Annotated in this window: 26 protein-coding genes; 16 read left to right on the top strand and 10 right to left on the bottom strand. The window is 69.0% G+C overall.

Annotated elements, in window-relative coordinates; translation table 11 throughout:
- Positions 1-102: 102 nt before the first annotated feature.
- The gene (gene phnE / locus GY40_RS13700; protein WP_038363106.1) at positions 103-984 is read left to right on the top strand and encodes a phosphonate ABC transporter, permease protein PhnE; all 882 of its coding nucleotides are present in this window, start codon (positions 103-105) and stop codon (positions 982-984) included.
- A 56-nt stretch (positions 985-1,040) separates the two neighbouring features.
- Positions 1,041-1,835: a phosphonate ABC transporter, permease protein PhnE gene (gene phnE, locus GY40_RS13695; protein WP_248311190.1), complete on the top strand. Its 795-nt coding sequence runs from the start codon at positions 1,041-1,043 to the stop codon at positions 1,833-1,835.
- Between the two features lie 13 nt (positions 1,836-1,848).
- On the opposite strand, the gene GY40_RS13690 is transcribed toward phnE (GY40_RS13695), so the two are convergent.
- Positions 1,849-2,931 carry an alpha/beta fold hydrolase gene (locus GY40_RS13690; protein ID WP_038363104.1) on the bottom strand — a complete coding sequence of 361 codons (1,083 nt, stop codon included), beginning with the start codon at positions 2,929-2,931 and terminating at the stop codon, positions 1,849-1,851.
- Positions 2,932-3,040: 109 nt separating this feature from the next.
- On the bottom strand, positions 3,041-3,808 hold the full coding sequence (gene phnF, locus GY40_RS13685) for a phosphonate metabolism transcriptional regulator PhnF (RefSeq protein ID WP_051987991.1): 768 nt from the start codon (positions 3,806-3,808) through the stop codon (positions 3,041-3,043).
- A gap of 86 nt (positions 3,809-3,894) precedes the next feature.
- Between phnF and phnG the strand changes: the two genes are divergently transcribed.
- The 8 genes from phnG (at position 3,895) to GY40_RS13645 (ending at position 10,495) form a co-directional block, all read left to right on the top strand.
- A complete protein-coding gene (gene phnG, locus GY40_RS13680; RefSeq protein ID WP_038363101.1) occupies positions 3,895-4,338 on the top strand; it encodes a phosphonate C-P lyase system protein PhnG in 444 nt (147 codons plus the stop codon).
- Positions 4,338-4,940 (top strand): phosphonate C-P lyase system protein PhnH, encoded by a 603-nt coding sequence (gene phnH, locus GY40_RS13675; RefSeq protein ID WP_051987987.1) that lies wholly within the window; start codon positions 4,338-4,340, stop codon positions 4,938-4,940. The genes phnG and phnH overlap by 1 nt, the downstream gene beginning before the upstream one ends.
- A gap of 22 nt (positions 4,941-4,962) precedes the next feature.
- Entirely contained in the window at positions 4,963-6,090 is a 1,128-nt protein-coding gene (locus tag GY40_RS13670) for a carbon-phosphorus lyase complex subunit (protein ID WP_038363099.1), read from the top strand.
- Positions 6,087-7,010: an alpha-D-ribose 1-methylphosphonate 5-phosphate C-P-lyase PhnJ gene (locus tag GY40_RS13665; protein ID WP_282568284.1), complete on the top strand. Its 924-nt coding sequence runs from the start codon at positions 6,087-6,089 to the stop codon at positions 7,008-7,010. The genes GY40_RS13670 and GY40_RS13665 overlap by 4 nt, the downstream gene beginning before the upstream one ends.
- Positions 7,007-7,813 carry a phosphonate C-P lyase system protein PhnK gene (gene phnK, locus GY40_RS13660; RefSeq protein ID WP_051987985.1) on the top strand — a complete coding sequence of 269 codons (807 nt, stop codon included), beginning with the start codon at positions 7,007-7,009 and terminating at the stop codon, positions 7,811-7,813. The genes GY40_RS13665 and phnK overlap by 4 nt, the downstream gene beginning before the upstream one ends.
- A gap of 158 nt (positions 7,814-7,971) precedes the next feature.
- Complete coding sequence (phnL, locus tag GY40_RS13655) at positions 7,972-8,667, top strand: phosphonate C-P lyase system protein PhnL (protein ID WP_038364133.1); 696 nt, start codon at positions 7,972-7,974, stop codon at positions 8,665-8,667.
- A gap of 2 nt (positions 8,668-8,669) precedes the next feature.
- Positions 8,670-9,809 carry an alpha-D-ribose 1-methylphosphonate 5-triphosphate diphosphatase gene (locus GY40_RS13650; RefSeq protein WP_038363097.1) on the top strand — a complete coding sequence of 380 codons (1,140 nt, stop codon included), beginning with the start codon at positions 8,670-8,672 and terminating at the stop codon, positions 9,807-9,809.
- The gene (locus GY40_RS13645; RefSeq protein ID WP_248311165.1) at positions 9,806-10,495 is read left to right on the top strand and encodes a DUF1045 domain-containing protein; all 690 of its coding nucleotides are present in this window, start codon (positions 9,806-9,808) and stop codon (positions 10,493-10,495) included. Before GY40_RS13650 ends, GY40_RS13645 begins: the two co-directional genes overlap by 4 nt.
- A 126-nt stretch (positions 10,496-10,621) precedes the next feature.
- On the opposite strand, the gene phnN is transcribed toward GY40_RS13645, so the two are convergent.
- On the bottom strand, positions 10,622-11,221 hold the full coding sequence (gene phnN, locus GY40_RS13640) for a phosphonate metabolism protein/1,5-bisphosphokinase (PRPP-forming) PhnN (protein ID WP_051987983.1): 600 nt from the start codon (positions 11,219-11,221) through the stop codon (positions 10,622-10,624).
- Here phnN and GY40_RS13635 point away from each other — a divergent pair.
- Positions 11,220-11,840, top strand: a complete 621-nt coding sequence (locus GY40_RS13635; protein ID WP_038363091.1) for an LbetaH domain-containing protein — start codon at positions 11,220-11,222, stop codon at positions 11,838-11,840. The two genes, phnN and GY40_RS13635, sit on opposite strands and share 2 nt — an antisense overlap.
- Before the next feature lie 110 nt (positions 11,841-11,950).
- On the opposite strand, the gene GY40_RS13630 is transcribed toward GY40_RS13635, so the two are convergent.
- From GY40_RS13630 to rpsU, 7 genes are all read right to left on the bottom strand, one after another.
- The gene (locus GY40_RS13630; protein ID WP_051987981.1) at positions 11,951-12,613 is read right to left on the bottom strand and encodes a class I SAM-dependent methyltransferase; all 663 of its coding nucleotides are present in this window, start codon (positions 12,611-12,613) and stop codon (positions 11,951-11,953) included.
- Positions 12,610-13,764 carry a glycosyltransferase family 4 protein gene (locus GY40_RS13625; protein ID WP_038363088.1) on the bottom strand — a complete coding sequence of 385 codons (1,155 nt, stop codon included), beginning with the start codon at positions 13,762-13,764 and terminating at the stop codon, positions 12,610-12,612. Before GY40_RS13625 ends, GY40_RS13630 begins: the two co-directional genes overlap by 4 nt.
- Positions 13,765-13,811: 47 nt before the next feature.
- Positions 13,812-15,308, bottom strand: coding sequence for a S8 family serine peptidase (locus GY40_RS13620; RefSeq protein ID WP_051987978.1), 1,497 nt, complete (start codon positions 15,306-15,308; stop codon positions 13,812-13,814).
- A gap of 64 nt (positions 15,309-15,372) precedes the next feature.
- Positions 15,373-16,056, bottom strand: coding sequence for an anti-sigma factor family protein (locus GY40_RS13615; RefSeq protein ID WP_038363086.1), 684 nt, complete (start codon positions 16,054-16,056; stop codon positions 15,373-15,375).
- A gap of 48 nt (positions 16,057-16,104) precedes the next feature.
- On the bottom strand, positions 16,105-16,665 hold the full coding sequence (locus GY40_RS13610; RefSeq protein WP_038363084.1) for a sigma-70 family RNA polymerase sigma factor: 561 nt from the start codon (positions 16,663-16,665) through the stop codon (positions 16,105-16,107).
- Between the two features lie 271 nt (positions 16,666-16,936).
- A complete protein-coding gene (locus tag GY40_RS13605; RefSeq protein WP_081925379.1) occupies positions 16,937-17,311 on the bottom strand; it encodes a DUF6481 family protein in 375 nt (124 codons plus the stop codon).
- Between the two features lie 84 nt (positions 17,312-17,395).
- On the bottom strand, positions 17,396-17,659 hold the full coding sequence (rpsU, locus tag GY40_RS13600) for a 30S ribosomal protein S21 (RefSeq protein ID WP_038363081.1): 264 nt from the start codon (positions 17,657-17,659) through the stop codon (positions 17,396-17,398).
- A 268-nt stretch (positions 17,660-17,927) separates the two neighbouring features.
- Between rpsU and proB the strand changes: the two genes are divergently transcribed.
- The 5 genes from proB (at position 17,928) to rlmH (ending at position 22,038) form a co-directional block, all read left to right on the top strand.
- Positions 17,928-19,052, top strand: coding sequence for a glutamate 5-kinase (proB, locus tag GY40_RS13595; RefSeq protein WP_038364123.1), 1,125 nt, complete (start codon positions 17,928-17,930; stop codon positions 19,050-19,052).
- Between the two features lie 113 nt (positions 19,053-19,165).
- Complete coding sequence (locus GY40_RS13590; protein WP_051988158.1) at positions 19,166-20,407, top strand: glutamate-5-semialdehyde dehydrogenase; 1,242 nt, start codon at positions 19,166-19,168, stop codon at positions 20,405-20,407.
- Positions 20,408-20,444: 37 nt separating this feature from the next.
- Entirely contained in the window at positions 20,445-21,050 is a 606-nt protein-coding gene (locus GY40_RS13585; protein WP_038363075.1) for a nicotinate-nucleotide adenylyltransferase, read from the top strand.
- Between the two features lie 151 nt (positions 21,051-21,201).
- Positions 21,202-21,531 carry a ribosome silencing factor gene (rsfS, locus tag GY40_RS28260; RefSeq protein WP_248311189.1) on the top strand — a complete coding sequence of 110 codons (330 nt, stop codon included), beginning with the start codon at positions 21,202-21,204 and terminating at the stop codon, positions 21,529-21,531.
- Positions 21,532-21,555: 24 nt separating this feature from the next.
- Positions 21,556-22,038, top strand: a complete 483-nt coding sequence (gene rlmH / locus GY40_RS13575) for a 23S rRNA (pseudouridine(1915)-N(3))-methyltransferase RlmH (protein WP_038363070.1) — start codon at positions 21,556-21,558, stop codon at positions 22,036-22,038.
- Positions 22,039-22,052: the final 14 nt, after the last annotated feature.

Raw genomic sequence — 22,052 nt, 5'->3', positions numbered from 1 at the left:
AGCCCGTCATGCTCGGGCTTGCCCCGAGCATCTCTTCAAAGAGCTTCTCGGGTCCGCGCGCCGCGGGCCCGAGAATGACGCCCTTCTCCACGGGCAGCCTCCATGACCCTCGCGATCGACCGTCACGACCCGGCCATCACGGCCCATGCCGAAAGCTACCGGCAGGCCGCCGCGAGCAAGCGCCGCCAGATGCTGGTCGGCATCGCCGTCTTCGCGATCTGCGTCTGGCTCTCCGCTGTCGGAGCCGAGGTCAGGCTCGGCACGCTCATCGAGAATATCCACCGCTTCCCGAACTATATCTGGCAGACGCTGCCGACGCTGCGCCTCGCCAGCCTCGGCTCCGACCTCGCCGAATGGTATTGGGGCCTGGCGCGCTGGCTGAGGCTGCTCTGGCAGACCGTGCTGATCGCCTATGTCGGCACCATCCTGGGCGCGGCCGGCGCCTTCCTCTTCTGCTTCGCCGCCGCCGCCAATCTCGGCCGCGCGCCCTGGCTGCGCTTCGCGGTGCGCCGTTATCTCGAATTCTGCCGCACCGTCCCCGAGATCGTCTTCGCGCTGATCTTCGTCATCGCCTTCGGGCTGGGGCCGCTGCCCGGCGTGCTCGCCATCGCCATCCACACCATGGGCGCGCTCGGCAAGCTCTTCTCCGAGGTCGTCGAGAACATCGACCTGAAGCCCGTCGACGGCATCACCGCGACTGGCGGAAGCTGGTGGCAGGTGGTGCGCTTCGCCGTGATGCCGCAGGTGCTCTCCAACTTCGCGAGCTACGCCCTGCTGCGCTTCGAGATCAATGTGCGCGGCGCCTCGATCATGGGCTTCGTCGGCGCCGGCGGCATCGGCCAGGACCTGATCGAAGCCATCCGCAAATTCTACTACACCGATGTCAGCGCCATCATGCTCCTGATCATCCTGGCGGTGATGCTGATCGACCTCGGCACGGAGCGGCTGCGCCACGCCCTCCTCAGCCTGGAGAGCCGCTCGTGAGCATCGCCATCTCCGCGACCGAGCGCCGCGACATCCTGCAGCGCCACGCCGCCGCCATCCGCGGATCGACCCGGACGCGGTTCTTCACCATCGCGACCGTCGTCTTCATCCTCGGCCTCTTCCTCTACGGGCTGACGACGCTGGAGACGACGCTCTGGCGGGTGCTGGCCGGCTTCGGCAATCTCGGCTCCTTCGTCGTGCTGATGCTGCCGCCCGATCCCGGCTCCTGGGCGAAGGCCCTGATCTTCGTTCAGGCGCTGTTCGAGACCATCGCCATCGCCTTCCTCGGCACGGTGCTGGCGGCCATCCTTGCCCTGCCGCTCGGCTTCATCGCCGCGCGCAATGTCGTCGCCAACCGCATCGTCCATTTCCTCGCGCGCCGCTCGCTCGACACGATCCGCGGCGTCGACGCGCTGATCTGGGCGCTGATCTGGATCAATGTCGTGGGTCTCGGCCCCTTCGCCGGCATGCTCGCCATCATGACCGCCGATTTCGGCGCCTTCGGCAAGCTCTACTCGGAGGCGATCGAGGCGGCCGACCGCAAGGCGGTCGAGGGCGTCGCCTCGGTCGGCGGCGGCAAGAGCCATGAGATCCGCTTCGGCCTGCTGCCGCAGGTGCTGCCGGTGATCGCGAGCCAGGTGCTCTACTTCATCGAGTCGAACACGCGCTCCTCGACGATCATCGGCATCGTCGGCGCCGGCGGCATCGGCCTCTATCTCGCGGAGACCATCCGCACGCTGGAATGGCAGCAGACCTCCTTCCTCATCCTGCTGATCCTCGTCGCGGTCTCCGCCATCGACTTCCTGTCGAGCAAGCTGCGCTTCGCCATCATCGGCAAGCGGGCGGTGTGAACGAGGCGTCGCCTCACTCGGCTCCGGCTGGCCGGCGCGGCACAGTCGGCAGCCATGCGGCCAGATCCTTGGCCCAGAACTTCGCCATCCCCGTCGTGCCATGGCCGCGCGTCTCGGCGCTCGCCGGGATCAACAGCAGCTTTGCATTCGGAAGACGCTTGAGTTCTCGCTCCATGACGCCGGTTTCGGGTGGGTTGCGCTCGTCATCGGCGGAATTGATCGCCAGCACCGCTGCCTTGATCGAGCCCAGCCTGGGCGCGGGGTTGTAGTCCCGCGAGGCATCCCACTGATACAAGAAGTCGTTGGCATCGGCATCGAACGGCGCCTTAAGCCGCCCGTCGAGGAGCTTGTCGGCTGCCTCGCGGGTCGGCGCCATCTGCTGGTAGGCGAGCGTGCCACCGCTGGTGGCGATGCCGAAGAAGACGTTGGCGACGCGGAAGGCCGTGGGCTGCGCGCTATAGTCGCCGCCTTTCCACTCCGGGTCGTTGCGAACGGCATCGATGATCATCCGCCGCATCATCCAGTTGCGGCTGGACATCTCGGTAGGCTGCGAGGCCATCGGCACGATCGCGTCCATGAAGCCGGGATATTTGACGCCCCAGAGCCAGCCATGCATGCCGCCCATCGAATTGCCGAGCACGAGCCGCAGATGGCGCAGGCCGAGCCCTTCCGTGACGAGCCGATACTGCGCCTCGACCAGATCCTCGTAGTTATAGCGCGGGAACTTGGCCCTGAGGCCGTCCGATGGTTTCGACGATTGCCCCACGCCGAGCGAATCCGGCAGGATGATGAAATATTTGCTCGCGTCGAGCGCCTGGCCGGGGCCGAACAGCTCGCCCGCAAACGCCGGGCTCAGCATGCTGGCGGCAGAACCATAGGTGCCATGCAGGATCAGCACGGGCTCGCCGGACGGGTCGCCCACCGTGACATAGCCGAGCTTGATCTCCGGCAAACTCTCGCCCGTGCTGAAGCGGAAATCCTTCGCGACGAAAACCCCCCGTTTCGGCGCCGGGTAGTCAGCAGCGGCCGTGGCGATGGGCAGGCAGACGGCAAGAAGCAAGAAGGCCGCGCGCAGCGACCGGCTGACCATGTCCATGATGGCATTTCCTCAGATGCGACCGGCATGGTCTCGAGGCCGTGCCGTGATCGGTACGACCGAGGATCGCGCGCCATCGGCCGGGATGCAAGCCGCTCCAGGCGGCCGCTCACTCGCGAAACGGCTCGATCACCATCTCCATGCGCTCGCCGGCGAAGACACTCGCGACGAGATGGATCGGGGTCAGGTCCGGCAGCGCGTCGATGGCGGTCGAGATCATCACCGCCGCTTCCGGCGCGATCTGGAGCAGCTCAGCCTCCGCCTCATCCGCCAGCCTTGCGGTGAGCCGCGTCGACAGGCGCACATAATCCTCGATGCCATAGGCCTTGAAGGCAGCCGTGATCGAGCCGGCGGCCTCGCGATAGACCCGGTCGAAATCCGGAAAGCGCGCGACCGAGAGCCAGTGCGTGCCGGTCCCCATCGGCACGCCGTCACCGAGGCTCACGCCCCGGACCCGCCAGAGCCGCGTCCCGGCCGCAAGCCCCAGCGCCGCACAGGGCTCCGCCTCCCCCTCCACCATCTCGGCCGAGAGCATGCGGCTCGTGCCGACGATGCCGAGCTTGCCGAAATTGGTCCGCATGCTGACGCGCCGGCCGATCGGATAGGGCACGCGCCGCGCGCTGACCTGCGTGCCGCGCCCGCGCGACACCGTCACCAGCCCGAGATCCGCAAGGTGGCGGAACGCCTGCCGCACGGTGTGGCGATGCACGCCATAGCGCTCCGCCAGCGCGACCGAAGCCGGCAGCGTGTCGCCCGGCCGGTACTCCTCGCGCTCGATCGCGGCCGCCAGCTCGTCGGCGATGCGCCGCCAGACCGTGCCGCCCTCGCCCTCCGGCAGCGCACCTTGCGCCGTCTCTTGCACCACGTCCTGCGTCATCAAAAATTCATCCAAAAAGTATAGACATTCACCATCGTCAGAGGCATTATAGTCTAGACCTTTGAAGCTGACCAGCGAGCCGGCGGATGAATGCAAGAACCCCTCGACAACATTGGATGGCGACCCTGTCGCGAGCTTCCCGCGACGAGATCGCGGGCCTGCTCGGCGCCTTGCCGGAGCATGAGGTGCTGAAGGCGCCGGAAACCGGGACCGTGATGGTGGAGGGCCGGGCCGGCGGCGCCGGACGGCGCTTCAACCTCGGCGAGGCCACCGTGACCCGCTGCGTCGTGCGCCTCGCCAATGGCCGGATGGGCTTTTCCTATGCGCTGGGCCGCGACCACCGGAAGGCGCGGCTCGCAGCCCTGCTCGATGCCCGCCTTCAGGACGAGACCCAAGACGGTCGGTATGAAGGCGGCCTGCATGATGGCATCGCCGCGCTGGCTGCGCAGCAGGACGCGGCCCGCGAGCTCGCCTCTCGCAAGGCGGCGGCGACCAAGGTCGATTTCTTCACGCTGGTCAGGGGCGAGTGATGGCGATCCAGGACATCATCTCGCCGGGCTTCTCCGATCCGGTCTTCCAGTCGCAGGCCGCCTTCCGCGCCCTGCTCACCGCGCTCTCCGAGCCCGGCACGCTGCAAAGCGTCGCGGCCGACATCATTCCGCCGGAAGGCCTCGCCACCGCGACGGCGACCGCCTTGCTGGCGCTGGCCGACTACGAGACGCCGGTCTGGCTGCCCGAGACACTGCGTGACGGCCCGGCCGCCACCTGGCTTCGCTTCCACTGCGGCGTGGCGCTGGTCGACGATCCCGCCAGGGCCGCCTTCGCCGTGATCGACGGCGCTGCGAGCGAACCCAAGCTTGCCGCCTTCAACCCCGGCAACGACCAGTTCCCGGATCGCTCGACCACCGTGATCGTGCAGGTCTCAGGCCTGGATGGCGGGGCGGGCTTCTCCCTCTCCGGCCCCGGCATTCCCGGTACGCGCAGGGTCGCGCCGCAGGGCCTGCGCCCCGGCTTCACCGACGAGCTGCGCCAGAACGGCGCGCTCTACCCGCTCGGCGTGGATGTCGTGCTCGCCTCGGGCGAAGGCATGATCGGCCTGCCGCGCTCGACGCAGATCGAGGAGGCTCGCTGATGCCCCACCGGGAGTCTTACTAATGTATGTCGCCGTGAAAGGCGGCGAGGCCGCCATCCTCGCCACGCATGACCTCGTGGCCGAGGCCCGCCGCGGCGACCCGGCCGTGCCGGAGATCACCGTCGCCCAGATCCGCGAGCAGCAGGCGCTGGCCTGCGCCCGCGTGATGAACGAGGGCTCGCTCTACGACAAGGATCTCGCGGCGCTCGCGCTGAAGCAGTCGCAGGGCGACGTGATCGAGGCCGCTTTCCTGATGCGCGCCTATCGCACGACGCTGCCGCGCTTCGGCTCCTCCGAGCCCCTCGACACCGCCGCCATGGCGATCCGCCGCCGGGTGTCGGCGACCTACAAGGATCTGCCCGGCGGGCAGGTGCTCGGCCCGACCTACGACTACACCCACCGGCTGTTCGATTTCGCGCTAATGGAAGAAGGTAGGGAGGCCGAGCCTCGCAAGGCCTCGGCCCCGCTCGACGCGACCATGCCGCGCGTGCCCGACATCCTCGGCGCCGAAGGGCTGATGGAGGCGGAGGAACCGCCGGCGGGCGATCCGCGCCCCTTCGACCTGACGCGCGATCCGGTTTCCTTCCCGGCCGATCGGGACGTGCGCCTGCAATCGATGGCGCGCGGCGACGAGGGCTTCCTGCTCGGCCTCGGCTATTCCGTGCAGCGCGGCTTCGGCGGCTCGCATCCCTTCGTCGGCGAGGTCCGCGTCGGCGAGGTCGCGGTCGAATTCGTGCCGGAGGAGCTCGGCTTCGCCGTCGATCTCGGCGAGGTCACCCTGACCGAATGCCAGATGGTCAACCAGTTCCAGGGCTCGAAGGACGTGCCGCCGCAATTCACCCGCGGCTATGGCCTCGTCTTCGGCCATAGCGAGCGCAAGGCGATGTCGATGTCGCTGGTCGACCGTGCCCTGAAATCCCGCGATTTCGGCGAGGCCACGAACTACCCGGCGCAGCAGGACGAGTTCGTCCTCTATCACGCCGATAATGTCGAGGCGGCCGGCTTCGTCGAGCACCTCAAGCTGCCGCATTATGTCGATTTCCAGGGCGAGCTCGAACTGATCCGCCGCATCCGCCGGGAGCGCGAGGAGCGGCTGGCCCAAGAACGGGGCGCCAAAGAGCAGGACACCATGCCGGAGGCTGCGGAATGACGGTTCATCAGATGCCGGCGGACAATACCAAGCCGGCTTACAACTACGCCTATCTCGACGAGCAGACCAAGCGGATGATCCGTCGCGCCCTGCTCAAGGCCGTCGCGGTTCCCGGCTATCAGGTGCCCTTCGGATCGCGCGAGATGCCCTTGGCCCGCGGCTGGGGCACCGGCGGCATCCAGATCACCGCCGCGCTCATCGGCCCGGCCGACACGCTCAAGGTGATCGACCAGGGCGCCGACGACACCACCAACGCGGTCTCGATCCGCAAGTTCTTCGAGCGCACGGCCGATGCCCGCACCAGCGAGGCGACGGAGGAGGCGACGATCATCCAGACCCGCCACCGCATCCCGGAGGCGCCGCTGAAGAGCGGGCAGGTCATGGTCTATCAGGTGCCGATGCCGGAGCCGCTGCGCAAGCTCGAGCCGCGCGAGGCCGAGACCCGCAAGATGCACGCCTGGGCCGAATACGGGCTGATGCAGGTCAAGCTCTACGAGAGCATTGCCCGCTTCGGCGAGGTGACGACGACCTATGACTATCCGGTCATGGTCAACGGACGCTATGTGATGTCCCCCTCGCCCATCCCGAAATTCGACAACCCGAAGATGCACATGTCGCCCGCGCTCCAGTTGTTCGGCGCCGGCCGCGAGAAGCGCATCTACGCGCTGCCGCCCTATACCAGCGTGAAGAGCCTCGATTTCGAGGACCATCCCTTCCGCATCCAGAGCTGGTCGCAGCCCTGCGGCCTCTGCGGCGCCGCCGACAGCTATCTCGACGAGGTTGTCATCGACGATCGCGGCGGGCGCATGTTCGTCTGCTCCGACAGCCATTATTGCGAGACGCGCCGGGCCGAAGGGCATCGCGGCGCCATGCTGGGCGACGCCGCCGCGAGCGGCCTGGTCGAGGAGACCAACCCATGACTCTCCACGTCGCACCGGCCGCGCTCGACCTCGAACCCGCCCCCCTGCTCTCGGTCGCCAATGTCAGCCGCTTCTATGGCGAGCGCATCGGCTGCGCCGATGTTTCCTTCGATCTCTGGCCGGGCGAGGTGCTCGGCATCGTCGGCGAATCCGGCTCGGGCAAGTCGACCCTGCTGCGCTGCCTCGCCGGCATCGACAAGCCCGATGCGGGCGAGGTGTTGTTCCGGGGTGGCAGCGAGCCGCTCGATATCTACTCGGTCTCCGAGCAGGAGCGCCGCCGCCTGATGCGCACGGCCTGGGGCATCGTCCACCAGAACCCGCGCGACGGCCTGCGCATGGACGTTACCGCCGGCGGCAATGTCGGCGAACGCCTGATGGATCGCGGCGACCGGCATTACGGCGAGATCCGCGAGCGAGCGCTGGACTGGCTCCAGCGCGTCGAGATCGCGGGCTCGCGCATCGACGATCGGCCGCGCCAGTTCTCCGGCGGCATGCAGCAGCGCCTGCAGATCGCCCGCGTCCTGGTCTCGGAACCGCGCCTCGTCTTCATGGACGAGCCGACCGGCGGCCTCGACGTCTCCGTGCAGGCCCGCCTGCTCGACCTGCTGCGCGTCCTGGTCCGCGATCTCGGGCTGGCCGCGATCATCGTCACCCACGACCTCGCCGTCGCCCGCCTCCTCACCGACCGATTGATGGTGATGAAGGACGGGAAGGTCGTCGAGCAGGGCCTCACCGACCAGGTCCTCGACGATCCCCATCACGCCTACACGCAACTCCTGACCTCGGCGGTGCTGAGTGTGTGAGGGACGGAACGTCATGCTCGGGCTTGCCCCGAGCATCTCAGGAGGGAAGAGCGCCTCTTCCGGCGAGAGATTCTCGGGTCTGCGCTTCGCTCCGACCGAGAATGACGTTCTGCGCCCGTCACATCCTCGTCACCGCGAATCGGCAAGGCACTGACACCATGACCACGATGATTCAGGTCGAGAACGTCGCCAAGACCTTCACCCTGCACAACCAGGGCGGAGCGCGTCTGCCCGTCTTCGACAACGTCAATTTCCATGTCGAGGCCGGCGAGGCGCTGGTGCTGGCGGGCGCGTCCGGCGCCGGCAAATCGAGCCTGCTGCGCATCCTCTACGGCAACTACAGGCCGACCTCCGGGACGATCCACGTCACCCATGCCGGCCGGCCCGTCGACATCGTCGCAGCCGTGCCGCGCACCGTGCTCGACATCCGCCGCCGCACGCTCGGCTTTGTCTCACAGTTCCTGCGCGTCATCCCGCGCGTCTCGACGCTCGACATCGTGCGCGACCCGCTGCTGGCGCGCGGCGCCACGCCGGAAACCGCGACCGAGCGCGCCAAGGCCATGCTCGCCCGGCTGAACCTGCCGGAGCGGCTCTGGAACCTCGCGCCCGCCACCTTCTCCGGCGGCGAGCAGCAGCGCGTCAACATCGCCCGCTCCTTCGTCGACCCCTCGGCGATCATGCTGATCGACGAGCCGACCGCCTCGCTCGATGCGGCCAATCGCGACGTCGTCGTCGAGCTCATCGCCGAGGCTCGCGCCGCCGGCTCCGCTATCGTCGGCATTTTCCACGACGAGGCGGTTCGCGAAAAGGTCGCGACGCGCTATCTCGACATCACCGCTTTCCGGAAGGCCTGACGATGCAAACCGTTCTCACCAATGCCAAGCTCATCCTCGAGAACGAGGTCGTCACCGGCACCATCGCCTTCGACGCCAGCGGAATCACGGCGGTCGATCAGGGCAAGTCGTCCCTGCCCGGCGCCATCGATGTCGGCGGCGACTATGTCGCGCCCGGCCTCGTCGAGATGCACACCGACAACATGGAAAAGCATTTCATGCCGCGCCCGAAGGTCTTCTGGCCGAACGGGCTGGCAGCCGCGCTGGTCCATGACGCGCAGATGGCCGCGGCCGGCGTCACCACCGTCTATGACGCGGTCTGCGCCGGCACGCCTTTCTCGGCCAAGGACTACCGCAAGGACATCTTCGCCGACGTGATGAAGTCGCTGGCCTATGGCAAGAGCGAGAACGTCTTCCGCATCGATCACCGCATCCACATGCGCTGCGAGCTGACGAGCCCGCAGCTGCTCGAGGACATCGCGCCCTATCAGGACGACGAACTAGTCCAGCTCGTCTCGCTGATGGACCACACCCCCGGCCAGCGCCAGTGGCGCGATCTCCAGCACCTCAAGACCTATGCCGTCGGCAACGGCAAGACGGTCGCTGAGTTCGAGGAGGACGTCGAGGTCCGGCAGCGCGAAGGCGCAGCCAATGTCGCCAAGAACTGGCAGGCCGTGGTCGATATCTTCCGCGCGCGCGGCATCCCGCTCGCGACCCATGACGACACGATCCCGGAGCATGTCGAGGAAGGCGTCGCCTCCGGCGCGGTGATCTCGGAATTCCCGACCACGGTCGAGGCCGCCGCCGCCGCCAAGCAGGCCGGCCTTGCCACGGTTGCCGGTGCCCCGAACGTCGTGCGCGGCGGCTCGCATTCCGGCGGTGTCTCGGTCTCCGAGCTCGCCGAGAAAGGCCTGCTCGACGGCCTGTCCTCGGATTATGTGCCCGCGAGCCTGCTGCAGGCGGTGGTCAAGCTCAATGCCGACCATGGCATCGCGCTGCCCGAGGCGATGGGCATGGTCACCTGGAAGGTCGCCGACATCCTCGGCCTCCGGGACCGCGGCCATCTCAAGACCGGCCTGCGCGCCGATCTCGTGCGCTTCAAGGTGCTCGGCGACACGCCGGTCCTCGCCGCCGTCTGGTCGCAGGGCGAGCGCGCATTTTGAGCAAGCCTCGCTACGCCGTCTACTACGCTCCGGCCGCCGACAGCGCCCTCTGGCGCTTCGGCTCGTCGGTGCTGGGCTATGACGCGCTGACGGGCGAGGATATCCCTTTCGCCGTTCCCTCGGGTTGCGACCCCGTGGAATGGCCGGCCTTGACCGAGGAGCCGCGCCGCTACGGCTTCCACGCCACGCTGAAGGCGCCCTTCGAACTGGCCGGCGGCCGGACCGAGGAACATCTGCGCGCCTTCGCCCGCAACTATGCCGCGGGCCTCGACGGCGTGCCGCTCGCGGGCTTGAACGTCAATGCGCTCGGCTCCTTCATCGCGCTGACGCCCGAGCCGAACGAGGCCTTGCAGCGTTTCGCCTTCGCGCTGGTGCAGGCTTTCGAGCCCTTTCGCGCGCCGCTGAGCGAGGCCGACCGTGCCCGGCGCCTCAAGAGCCCGATGACGCCGGCCCAGAGCGCCTATCTCGAAGCCTATGGCTATCCTTATGTCGGCGACGCCTTCCGCTTCCACATGACGCTGACCGGCTCGCTGCCGCCGGAGAAGACGGCGCCGGTGAAATCGGCGCTGAAGGACGCCTATGCCGCGGTTGTCGCCGGCCCGGTCGCGCTCGACCGCTTCGCCCTGTTCAGGCAGGACCATCGCGACGCCCGCTTCCGCCTGCTCGATTCCTACCGGCTGGGGTAGAGGTCCTTGCGTCGAAACCGCCTCGTCATTCTCGGGCGAAGCGAAGCGCAGACCCGAGAATCTCCCGCCAGAGATGCTCGGGTCGAGCCTGAGCATGGCGGCGGCGGGAGACGCGGTATGTCGAACTCAGCCCCGCCGCGGCCCGAGCGCGCGCAGGACCGCCAGCAGTTCGGCGCTCGCCTCGGCGATGCTGCGGTCGTTCATGATGGTGACGGTCTGGGCACGCTGCGTCTTGAGCGGCGCCTCGCGTGCGAGCCGCGCCGCGATATCCGCCTCGCTCTCGCGCCCGCGCGCCGCCAGGCGCTTCGCCAGCACCGCGACCGGCGCGGTGATGTTGATCGCCAGCACCCGCTCGGCCAGCCTCTCCGCCGCGGGAATGGCCCCGCGCGAGATGTTGGCGATGACGACGTCGCCCTTTGCGAGCCCCGCAAGCTCGGCTGCCGGAATACCGTAGCTCAAGCCATGGGCGCGCCAGCTCAAGGCGAGATCGCCCTTCGCCTCGGCCGCCGCGAAGGCGGCCTCGTCGCAGGAATCATGGTCCTCGGCACCGGCCATGGCGGGGCGGGTGATCAATCGCCGCGCGAAATGGAAGGCCTCGTCCCCGGCGAGCTCGGCCCGCGCCGCATCCATCAACGTGTCCTTGCCGGCCCCCGAAGGCCCGACGACCAGAACCAGTGCTCCGGCAAGCGGAGCGGAAACAGCGACATCAGGAAAGGATAAGGACATGGCCGGAAAGAAGCTCGGACTGGAACCTGTGATCGACCCGACCGCCCAGGTCAGGCAGGCGACGCTGGGACGCTACACCGAAATCGGCGCCCGCACCGTCTTCGCCGAGTCGACATTGGGTGATTACTCCTATGTCGTGAACGACGCGAATGTCATTTACACGACGATCGGAAAATTCTGCTCGATCGCCGCAATGACGCGGATCAATCCCGGCAACCATCCGATGCACCGGGCGAGCCAGTCGCACTTCACCTATCGCGCCTCCGCCTATTTCGAGGATGCGCAGGACGATGCCGCCTTCTTCGACTGGCGCCGGGCGCATGCCGTCACCATCGGCCACGATGTCTGGATCGGCCATGGCGCGATCGTGCTCGCCGGCCGCAGCATCGGCACCGGCGCGGTCGTTGCCGGCGGCGCCGTCGTCACCAAGGATGTGCCGGCCTACACCATCGTCGCCGGCAATCCGGCCCGCCCGATCCGGCGGCGCTTTTCCGAGGATGTCGCGCGGAGGCTGCAGGAGTTGGCCTGGTGGGACTGGGAGCATGCCCGCCTGCGCGTGGCGCTGGACGATTTCCGCCATCTGCCCGTCGAGGCGTTCCTGGAGAAGCATGGCGGCTGATCCCGGCCGTCATTGCGAGCGCAGCGAAGCCATGCAGGGGACGGTAGCGCACGACGATACCGGATCGCTTCGCAGCGTGGCTCCGAGGGCCTGCCTTCGGCAAGACCCGTTCAGCTCTTCAACCGCCAGACCGAGCTGCGCTTGATCTCGGCATCTTCCAGCGCGCGCGTCACCGGCACCTCGTAACTGGCGATGGACTCGAGCCGGTCCTTCGGCAGATAGGAGCGGCCGGGATCGCCGATCAGCACCGTCGCCCCCCGCAGCACCAGCGCGCCGAGCCAGCCGATCACGGCTTCCGCCATGGCGCGCTCATAGCAGACGTCGCCGGCGCAGATCACCTCCCAGCCCTCGTCATGGCCGATCAGATCTTCGAGCCGCGCCGTCACCGCGACGCCGTTCGCCTGCGCATTGAGACCGATCGCAGTCGCCGCGAAGGCGTCGATGTCGCAGGCTTCGACGCTGGCCGCGCCCGCCTTCATCGCCGCGATGGCGACGAGCCCCGAGCCCGAGGCGAAATCGAGCATGCGCCGGCCGGCGACGATCTCCCGATGGTCGAGCAGATAGCGCGCCAGTGCCTGCCCGCCGGCCCAGGCGAAGGCCCAGAACGGCGGCGGCAGGCCGATCACGGCGAGCTCATCCTCGGTCTTCTGCCAAAGTTCCGTCGCTTCCTCGGCGACATGGAGCGCGATCTCCGGCGCATAGGGCACCGGCAGGAGCCGCGTATGGGCACGGATGAAGGCGGTGCGATCCGGCTCGCTCGCCAGCGCGTTCATGCCGCCACATCCGTCGTGGGCTGCGCCAGCAGGCCGCGATAGAGCGCCTTCACCGCATTCATCACGTCGCGCTCGGTATGGCCGTCGAGCAGGCGCGCGCGCGCATTGGCGCCCATCCGCTCCGCCACCCCCGGCGCCCGGGCGAAGACGAGAAGCGCCTTGGCCAGCGCTGCGGCATCGTCCGGCGGCACGACCATGCCGTCCCGCCCCTCGCGCACGAAGCTGCGGCAGCCCGGCACGTCGGTCGTCAGGATCGGGCGGCCGCAGGCGGCGGCCTCCAGGATGGTGCGCGGCAGGCCCTCGCCGCCGCGCGACGGCATGATGCAGAGATGATGCGCCTTCCAGACGCCTTCGATGTCGCGCGTCGGCCCGGCCCAGACGATGCCCGGCCGCGCCGTCCATTCCTTCAGGGTCGCCTCGGGGATCGCCTTCGGGTTCGAGGGGTCGGGCGCGCCATGGATGGTGAGCGTGACCTTCACCCCCTCCGCCCGCGCCAGCCTGATCGCCTCGACCGCGAGATCGACGCCCTTCGACCACAGCATCCGGGCCACGATCGCGACCTTGAAGGGCGGCGTCGCCAGCATCGGCGACGGCATCAGGATCAGCGGATCGACGCCGGCCCCGCCGACGATCGCGACCTTGGCGGCATCCTGCGGATCAAGCCCGAGCGTGACGGGGTCGTCCGGATTCTCGAACAGGAAGCGCACCTGCCTGCCGTCGATCGCGCCGCGCAGCCAGCTCACCGCGGCAAACCGCGCCAGCGCCGCGAGCAGGCCCTGCTTCGCGCCGAGGAAGCCGAGCCCGGTCAGCGCATAGACGCGTCGCTCGATGCCGGCGAGCTTGCCGGCAAGGCCGGCCAGCGCGATCGGCTTCAATGCAATGCAGTGCAGGATGTCCGGCTTCTCGGCCGCGATGATCCGCTTCAGCGCCGTGACCTGCCTGAACAGCGCGCGCGGATCGAGGCTGCGCCGCTCCGCCTCCAGCGCGATCAATCGCGCCCCTGCCGCCTCGATCACGCGCCGGTGGTTGCGCTCGCGGGCGACGACCGCGACGTCGAGGCCCATCTCGCGCGCCGCCCGCGCCATCGGCAGGAAATGCGAGGCGAAGAACCAGTCCTCGGTGGCAACGAAAAGAAGTTTCGGGCGCGGCATCGCGCCATCAGGCCGATGCGGCGGCCAAGGTCAAGAGCGCGGGCCGCTCACGGCCTCGCGGTCGCGACCGGCAGAACCCGCGCCACGGCCGCCTCGGCATCGACACGGCCGGCGCCGAAGAGGGGGTCGCGCCCCTTCGCGCCGAGGTCGACGGCGCTGTCGGCAAGGATCTTGCGGGCGCTGGCGAGGTCTAGATCGGGCTGCTTCTCGACCAGCAGAGCGACGAGCCCGGAGACATGCGCCGTCGCGATCGAGGTGCCCGAGGAGAAGACGTAGCGCCCGCCGGGCTCCGCCGTCAGCACGTCGACGCCGGGCGCGGCCACGGCGATGTAGCCTCCGCGATTGGCATCGGGAAACAGCTTGTCGTCGGCATCGGTCGCCGTCACCGCGATGACGTTCGGGTCGGCGCCGGGATAGAGCGGGCCGGATTTCGGGCCGCCATTGCCGGCCGCGGCCACCACGATCAGCCCGCGCTCCTTCGCGCCGACCAGCGCCTGGGACAGCAGACGGTCCTGCGGGCCGGCGAAGGAGAGATTGATGATCTTGGCCCGCTGCTGCGCCACCCAGTCGAGCGCGGTCAGGATCTGGAACGACTTGCCATTGGCCGAATTCGTCTGCGGGCCGCCGAAGGCCCGCCCGACGAGCAGCCGCGCCGCTGGCGCCATGCCTTCCAGCTCGCCATGCGCGACCATGGCCGTCGCCATCGAGGTGCCATGGGCATGCGGCGTGGCCAGCCCGTCGACCGCGTCGAGATAGCCGGCGACCGAGCCGCGCAGCTCCGGATGGTCCATGTCGACGCCGGAATCGATCAGCGCGACGCGCACGCCACGGCCCTGCGCCAGCTTGTGCGCCTCGGAGAGATGCAGCTTGCCGATGACATATTGCGGCGGCAGCACCCGGCGCATCGTCCCCGGCGCACGGGCCGCGGGCGTGGGATCGGAAAGCCGCAGCGTCGGCAGGGTCGACTGGCTGCGCGCATCGCTGGAGGCGGTGCTCGCCCCGGTCGGAAGGCCGGAGAGCGGCTTGGGCGCATCCTCCTGCAGCTCGAACAGGAAGTTCGGCTGCGCTCCGGCGATGGCGTCGTCGTCGCCCATCTGCGTCAGCACGGCGCGCAGGTCGCGCCCCGCTTCGAGCCTGGCGCGGATGATCGTCACGCCCGCGAGCTCGAAGCGCTGCCGGGCGATCACCGTCGCGCCGTAGCGATGCAGCACCGTATCGGCATCGGCATTGGGCGCGAGCTCGAACAGCACCTCGTCGGGCACGAAGCGGTTCTCGTCCTGCGCCGGAACCAGGCTGCGCGCCTGGCGCGGCTGAGCCCACAGGCCGGGCGGCACCTGCATCGAGCGGCTGGGCGAGGTCGCGGACGAAGGCGGCTGGCCGCCCGGCGCCACGGCGCGCCGTGTCGTCTCGCCCTGCGGCCGGGACGGGCCGGACGACGGCGACTGGGCCAGGGCAAGCGCCGGCAAGAGGGCGAACGCGAAAAGCCCCGCGCCCGCGAGGCGTCGCAGGCGCCGGAAACGTCGCGTGGGAAGGGTCGGGAGCATGGCCTGATCCTCCTGCCTCACCCGAGGGAACCGCGGCATGCCGCCGCCGCGCCGGAAGCCTTCGTCACGGCGTCGCCGCCACGAAGCTGACGATACCACTCTCCGCCTTCATCCGCGCGGCAATCGCATCGACCTGGGCGGGCGAAAGCGAGGCGTCGCCGACCCGCACCTTGAAGAAGCCGTTGGCGCGCGGCCCATCGACCACCGAGGCATCGAAGCGCTTGAAGAAGGAGGCGATGTCGCCGGCTTTCGCATCGGGCGCGAAACTCAGCAGCACATAGCGCTCCGAAGCCCGCGTGCCGGGGGCGGAGGCGGTCTGGAACCCGGCGCCGGCGTCGCGCAGCGCCAGCCCGCCGATGGCGACGGCCTGGATCGCGATCAGCGCGACGGCCGCGGCGCCGGCATAGGCCAGCCGGCGCGGCGGCTGGGACGCCAGCAGGCCGCCGAGCCAGCCGAGGAAGCCGCCCTTGGCACGGGTCAGCAGCGGCATCTGCCGGGGCTCGGCCTCGATGCCGGCCATCAGCGTCTCCAGGACCCGCGGCGACGGCGCGCCGAGATGCTCGTTGAGCAGCACGGTCTCGGCCATGTCGTCGCGGATGATATCGAGCCGGGCGGTGAGCTCGGCGTCGGTCGCGAGCGCCGCCTCGATGCGGGCCTTGTCCGCCGCGGCAATGCGGCCATTGGCGTAGAAGGGCAGCAGCTCTTCGAGCTCGCGGCGCTTCGGATCGCTTGCGATGCTGTCGGTCATGACGCCACTCCTGCAGCGGCCTTGCCGCACTTCACCAATCGCTTCGTGTCACGGCCAGCCACGGTCGATGCCGGCGGCCTTGAGCATGTCGCCCAGCTTCTTGCGGGCATGGAACAGCCGGGTCTTGACCGTGTTCTCGGGGATCCCGACGATCCGCGCGACCTCCTCGACGGAAGTCTCGTGATAATAGACGAGGTCGACGACCTCGCGATGCTCGGCCGAGAGCCGCTCGAGACAGGCGCGGATGGCGAGACCCTTGTCCTGCTTCTGCAGGACGACCTCGGGACCGTCGGATTCGTCCTCGATCGTGTTGGCGTAATCCTCGTCGAGCTCGGCGTCGCGGCGCTTGCGCAGGAGCGACCAGGCCTTGTTGCGGGCAATGGCGAGCAGCCAGGTCGCGACCGAGGCGCGAGCCTCGAAGCGATCCGCCTGTCGCCAGAGATCCATGAACACGTCACTGATCACATCCTCGGCAAGCGTCTCGTCGCGGACGAGCCGCAGCACGAAACGGTAGACCCGCACCTGATGCCGCGAAAACAGCACCTTCATTGCGAGCCGGTCGCCGGAAGCGATCCGCTTGACGAGATCCTCGTCCGATTCCGTATGCATTGCCCCTCGAAGGCCAGGCATCCCGGCTCGCATCCATTCGTCGCGGCGAGCGGGAGGAAGGTTCAAAACGCCAGCAGATTAATCCGCACGGCCGGTTTTGCCGATAGCACGCCGAACGGCTTCGGTCACCTTTTGGCCATGATCGCAGAGGGAATGCGGGGCGGCCTTCGGACGAGGTGACGCAGACATGAAAAGGGGCGCCCACGGCGCCCCAGATCCTCTCGCTCGCTCCATGTCCCGTCGGGACATGTGCGGCGACCTGCTCGATGTCTCAGCGGCGCTTGCCGGCCGAGCGCATCTGCATGTACTGCACGGCTTCGAGCAGCACCTTGCGGGGACGCTCTGCATCGCGCTTGGCCTGCTCCGCCTTGCGGGCGGCCTCGCGGGCGAGTTCCTGCTGGCGCTTCTCTTCCGCGATGCGCTCGCGCTCGATCGCCTCCAGCCGTTCCTTCTCGGCGCGAAGCCTGGCCTTCTCCGCCTCGCGCTCGGCGCGGGCCTGCGCGATGGCTTCCCGCTCTTCGCGTCGCTGCATCATGACCGGGTCATCGGCCTTTGGCCGCGCCTTGAAACGCTCGAGGAGCGCCTGCTTGGCTTTGGCGGAGTTGGCCTGACGGTCAGTGAAGCTGCGGTCGTTCGGGTTCTTCAAGGGTGGTCTTCTCTCGGGTTGTCACGGGCTATCTGCAGCCTGCGCGGGCGCAATAATCCAGATTGCGGCGAATTGGTATCGAAATCAGCGCGGAGCGGGTGCGCTTCCAGCGCGGACCGGACGCGGTTTGGGCTTCGGCGCGGCGATCAGACCCTCGCGCTGGGCCTGCTTGCGGGCGAGCTTGCGGGCGCGGCGGATGGCGTCGGCCTTCTCGCGCACGCGCCGCTCGGAGGGCTTCTCGTAAGCGGAACGGCGCTTCATCTCGCGGAAAACGCCCTCGCGCTGCATCTTTTTCTTCAGTACGCGCAGGGCCTGGTCGACATTGTTGTCCCGGACGAGAACTTGCATTGCGGCCTCCTGTTGGGAATGGACGCGATGTGCCGTCGCGAAAGGCGGCGGCCAGAAGCAGTCCGGAGTGACGGAAAAGTCGCAGAGGCGCTGAAAACGCGGCGAGTGCAACCGAAGCGAGCCCCGATATGGGTGCGCTGGCCCTCATTGTCAACTTCGGCGGCCGCCGATGCGTCCCCCGCCTGCCCGTCCTCACGGCGCCAACGCTTTACATCCGCGCGGTTTTCCCCAAACAGGCATGAACGTCGCCGCAATCGGTTCCGCACCCGTGAACACGCCCACCCTCGCCCAGTTTCGCCGCATCGTCGTGAAGGTCGGCTCCAGCCTGCTGGTCGACCGGAGCCGCGGCCGCCTGCGCCATGCCTGGCTGGCCGCGCTCGCAGAAGACCTCGCCGATCTCCACCAGCGCGGCGCCGACATCCTCGTCGTCTCCTCTGGCGCGATCGCGCTCGGGCGCACCGTGCTCGGCCTGCCCTCCGGCCCCTTGCGGCTGGAGGAGAGCCAGGCGGCGGCGGCGGTCGGGCAGATCGCGCTCGCCCGCAACTGGGCCGAGGCGCTCGGCGCCCATGGCCTGACCGCCGGCCAGATCCTGCTGACGCTGGCCGACACCGAGCAGCGCCGCCGCTATCTCAACGCGCGCGCGACGCTCGGGCGCCTGCTCGACCTGCGCGCCATCCCCGTCATCAACGAGAACGACACCGTCGCCACCACCGAGATCCGCTACGGCGACAACGACCGGCTCGCCGCGCGGGTCGCGACCATGGCCGGCGCCGACCTGCTCGTGCTGTTCTCCGACATCGACGGGCTCTACACCGCCCCGCCCGCCAAGGACCCCGAGGCGCGGCACATCCCGGTGGTCGAGCGCATCACGCCCGAGATCGACGCCATGGCCGGCGGCGCGGCATCCGAGCTCTCGCGCGGCGGCATGCGCACCAAGATCGAGGCCGGCAAGATCGCAGCCGCCGGCGGCACGCATATGCTGATCGCCGACGGGCGGGCCAAGAATCCGCTCGCCGCCATCGCCGCCGGGGGGCGCTGCACCTGGTTCCTCACCGCCTCCACACCCGCGACCGCGCGCAAGACCTGGATCGCCGGCTCGCTCGAGCCGCGCGGCACGCTGCATGTCGATGCCGGCGCAGCCCGGGCGCTGCGCGGCGGGGCAAGCCTGCTGCCGGTCGGCGTCAGCCGCATCGAGGGCGAATTCTCGCGCGGCGACGCCGTGCTGATCCGCGACCCCGCCGGGCAGGTGCTCGGCCGCGGCCTCGTCGCCTATGATGCGTCGGAAGCCGCGCTCGTGCTCGGCAAGGCCTCGCGCGACATCGAGACGGTGCTGGGCTATCCCGGCCGGGCCGAGATGATCCACCGGGACGACATGGCGCTCGGTCTGAGCTAAATACAAAGCCGGATGCATATTTTGGGCGGGACAGGATGACGAGCGACAGCGCGCTGCGCATCATCGCGACGAGCGAGGCCGACAGGCAAGTCGGCCAAGTCGTGCAGCAAGTCATGCAGGAGGTCGGCCGGCGCGCCCGCGCCGCCGCGCGCAAGGTCGCGCTCAGCTCCGCCGACCGGCGCAATGCCGCCCTCCTCGCCATGGCCGAGGCGCTGCGCGCCCGCAGCGCCCGCATCCTGGCCGCCAATGCGCAGGACCTGGCCGACGGCAAGGCGGCCGGCCTGAGCGCCAGCTTCATGGATCGCCTTGCCCTCGACGAGAAGCGGCTCGCAGCCATCGCCGACGCCGTCGCCGAGGTCGCCGGGCTGGCCGATCCGCTCGGCCGCGTGCTGGCGGAATGGACGCAGCCGAACGGCCTACGCTTCGAGCGCGTCGCGACCCCGCTCGGCGTCATCGCCGTGATCTTCGAGAGCCGCCCCAATGTCACGGCCGATGCGGGCGCGCTCTGCCTGAAGAGCGGCAATGCCGCGATCCTGCGCGCCGGCTCCGATTCCTTCCGCTCCTCCACCGAGATCGCCGCCGCCATGCGCGAAGGTCTGGAGGCGGCCGGCCTGCCCGGCGACGCCATCCAGCTCGTGCCGACGCGCGACCGCGCCGCCGTCGGCGAAATCCTCTCGGGGCTCAGCGGCACTGTCGATGTCGTCGTCCCGCGCGGGGGGAAAAGCCTCGTCGCCCGCGTGCAGAGCGAGGCGCGCGTGCCGGTCTTCGCCCATCTCGACGGCAACTGCCATGTCTATGTCCATGGCGCCGCCGACCTCGCCATGACGCGCGACATCCTGCTCAACGCCAAATTGCGCCGCACCGGCGTCTGCGGCGCGGCCGAGACCTTGCTGGTCGATGAAGCCTGCGCCGCGACCCATCTCGCGCCGCTTGTCGCCGCCCTGCTCGATGCCGGCTGCGCGGTGCGCGGCGACGCGGCGACGCAAGGCCTCGATGCCCGCGTCACCGCCGCGACGGAGGAGGATTGGGCGACCGAGTATCTCGACCGCATCATCGCGGTGAAACGTGTCCCCGGCCTCGACGCGGCGATCGACCATATCGAGCGCTACGGCTCGCACCACACCGACGCCATCGTCACGGCCGATGCGGAGGCGGCCGCCCGCTTCCTCGCCGAGGTCGATTCCGCCATCGTGATCCACAACGCCTCGACCCAGTTCGCCGATGGCGGCGAATTCGGCTTCGGCGCCGAGATCGGCATCGCAACGGGACGGATGCATGCGCGCGGACCGGTCGGCGTCGAGCAGCTCTGCTCCTTCAAATACCGCGTCCATGGCTGCGGCCAGACCCGGCCTTGACGCAAGCGCTCTCGTGACATCCCAGCCGATCGCCACAATGGAACATCTGCGGCTGCCGCCCTTCGCGCCGGGCCTGCGCATCGGCCTGTTCGGCGGCACCTTCAACCCCGCCCATGACGGCCATCGCATGGCCAGCGTGACAGCGCTGCAGCGGCTCCAGCTCGACCGGATCTGGTGGCTCGTCACCCCCGGCAACCCGCTGAAGAACAACAGCAACCTCCCCTCGCTGGCCGAGCGCATCCGCTTCGGCCGCAAGCTCGCCGACCATGCCCGCATCCATGTCACCGGCATCGAGGCACGGCTGCGCACCCGCTACACCGCCGACACGCTGCGCGCCCTGAAGCGGCGCTGCCCCGGCGTCCGCTTCGTCTGGATCATGGGCTCCGACAATCTCGCCAGCTTCCACCGCTGGAACGAGTGGCGCGCCATCGCCCGGATGATGCCGATCGCCGTGGTCGACCGGCCGGGCTCGACCCACAGCGCCATCGCCTCGCCGGCCGCCAACTGGATGTCGCGCTGGCGCATTCCCGAAAGCGAGGGCGCGGCGCTGGCACGGATACACCCGCCCGCCTGGGTGTTCCTGCATGGCCGCCGTTCGGACCTGTCCTCGACCAAGCTGCGCCGACAGGCCGGACGCGATTGAACTCCGGACCTATCCGGCTTATTTTACCTGCGTCGCGCCGAGAGCGCGTCGAGATCGAGAGGATACGTCACTGAACCGTCAAACCCTTGGTGAAGCCGAGCCGAAGCCGCTTCCCCAGGCTGCTGTTGCGGACAACCCCTCCGCCGATAGCATCGCCCTTGCGCAACGTGTCCTCGAAGACATGAAGGCCGAGGACATCACGGTGATCGACCTCGTTGGTAAGACGTCGCTGGCCGACGCGATGATTATCGCCTCGGGCAACGTCAATCGCCATGTCGCCGCCATCAGCGAGGCCCTGATCGAAGCCCTCAAGGGCTCCGGACTGCCCACGCCGAAGGTCGAGGGCATGCCGGCTTGCGACTGGGTGCTGATCGATACCGGCGATATCATCGTCCATGTCTTCCGGCCGGAAGTGCGCCAGTTCTACAATCTCGAGAAGATGTGGGGCACCGATCGCCCGAACGAACGTCTCGTGAGCTGATCGCAGCATAGGGTCGAAACCCTCATGCGGCTCGCCGTTATTGCGGTCGGCCGGCTCAAGGACGGGCCGGAACGCGAGCTCTGCGAGCGCTACCGCGAGCGCGCGGTGGCGCTCGGCCGGACCATCGGCTTCAGCGGTCCCGAGATCGTCGAATTGCCGGAAAGCCGGGGCCGCCGGCCCGAGGAGCGCAAGCGCGACGAGGGCGAGGCGATCCTCGCCAGGCTCCCGTCGCCCGGGCTGATCGTCGCGCTCGACGAGCGCGGGAAGAATCTCGGCAGCGAAGCCTTCGCCAGCCGCCTCGCTGCCGCGCGCGATGGCGGCATCGCCCATGCCAGCTTCGTCATCGGCGGCGCCGACGGCTTGAACGAGGCGATCCGCGACCGCGCCGACATCACGCTCGCCTTCGGAGCGCTCACCCTGCCGCACCAGATCGTGCGCGCGCTCGTGCTGGAGCAGGTCTACCGGGCGATGACGATCCTCGCCGGGCACCCCTATCATCGCGTATGACTCGCGCTTAGCCG

The organism is Allobosea sp. UNC402CLCol (assembly GCF_000745475.1).
Lineage (GTDB): Bacteria > Pseudomonadota > Alphaproteobacteria > Rhizobiales > Beijerinckiaceae > Allobosea > Allobosea spartocytisi.
Note: the sequence above shows the minus strand (reverse complement) of the source record. Positions and strands in the feature narration are given on the sequence as shown.

What these genes read in the sequence shown, in the direction of transcription:
- GY40_RS13635 (WP_038363091.1), top strand. Translation starts at nt 11,220, where the DNA reads ATGGCCGGAAAGAAGCTCGGACTGGAACCTGTGATCGACCCGACCGCC.
- GY40_RS13665 (WP_282568284.1), top strand. Translation starts at nt 6,087, where the DNA reads ATGACGGTTCATCAGATGCCGGCGGACAATACCAAGCCGGCTTACAAC.
- GY40_RS13585 (WP_038363075.1), top strand. Translation starts at nt 20,445, where the DNA reads ATGGAACATCTGCGGCTGCCGCCCTTCGCGCCGGGCCTGCGCATCGGC.
- GY40_RS13670 (WP_038363099.1), top strand. Translation starts at nt 4,963, where the DNA reads ATGTATGTCGCCGTGAAAGGCGGCGAGGCCGCCATCCTCGCCACGCAT.
- GY40_RS13610 (WP_038363084.1), bottom strand. Translation starts at nt 16,665, where the DNA reads ATGCATACGGAATCGGACGAGGATCTCGTCAAGCGGATCGCTTCCGGC.
- rlmH (WP_038363070.1), top strand. Translation starts at nt 21,556, where the DNA reads ATGCGGCTCGCCGTTATTGCGGTCGGCCGGCTCAAGGACGGGCCGGAA.
- phnF (WP_051987991.1), bottom strand. Translation starts at nt 3,808, where the DNA reads ATGACGCAGGACGTGGTGCAAGAGACGGCGCAAGGTGCGCTGCCGGAG.
- phnK (WP_051987985.1), top strand. Translation starts at nt 7,007, where the DNA reads ATGACTCTCCACGTCGCACCGGCCGCGCTCGACCTCGAACCCGCCCCC.
- GY40_RS13615 (WP_038363086.1), bottom strand. Translation starts at nt 16,056, where the DNA reads ATGACCGACAGCATCGCAAGCGATCCGAAGCGCCGCGAGCTCGAAGAG.
- GY40_RS13620 (WP_051987978.1), bottom strand. Translation starts at nt 15,308, where the DNA reads ATGCTCCCGACCCTTCCCACGCGACGTTTCCGGCGCCTGCGACGCCTC.
- GY40_RS13625 (WP_038363088.1), bottom strand. Translation starts at nt 13,764, where the DNA reads ATGCCGCGCCCGAAACTTCTTTTCGTTGCCACCGAGGACTGGTTCTTC.
- phnE (WP_038363106.1), top strand. Translation starts at nt 103, where the DNA reads ATGACCCTCGCGATCGACCGTCACGACCCGGCCATCACGGCCCATGCC.
- rpsU (WP_038363081.1), bottom strand. Translation starts at nt 17,659, where the DNA reads ATGCAAGTTCTCGTCCGGGACAACAATGTCGACCAGGCCCTGCGCGTA.
- phnL (WP_038364133.1), top strand. Translation starts at nt 7,972, where the DNA reads ATGACCACGATGATTCAGGTCGAGAACGTCGCCAAGACCTTCACCCTG.
- phnG (WP_038363101.1), top strand. Translation starts at nt 3,895, where the DNA reads ATGAATGCAAGAACCCCTCGACAACATTGGATGGCGACCCTGTCGCGA.
- phnH (WP_051987987.1), top strand. Translation starts at nt 4,338, where the DNA reads ATGGCGATCCAGGACATCATCTCGCCGGGCTTCTCCGATCCGGTCTTC.
- GY40_RS13630 (WP_051987981.1), bottom strand. Translation starts at nt 12,613, where the DNA reads ATGAACGCGCTGGCGAGCGAGCCGGATCGCACCGCCTTCATCCGTGCC.
- GY40_RS13690 (WP_038363104.1), bottom strand. Translation starts at nt 2,931, where the DNA reads ATGGACATGGTCAGCCGGTCGCTGCGCGCGGCCTTCTTGCTTCTTGCC.
- phnN (WP_051987983.1), bottom strand. Translation starts at nt 11,221, where the DNA reads ATGTCCTTATCCTTTCCTGATGTCGCTGTTTCCGCTCCGCTTGCCGGA.
- GY40_RS13590 (WP_051988158.1), top strand. Translation starts at nt 19,166, where the DNA reads ATGCAGGAGGTCGGCCGGCGCGCCCGCGCCGCCGCGCGCAAGGTCGCG.
- GY40_RS13650 (WP_038363097.1), top strand. Translation starts at nt 8,670, where the DNA reads ATGCAAACCGTTCTCACCAATGCCAAGCTCATCCTCGAGAACGAGGTC.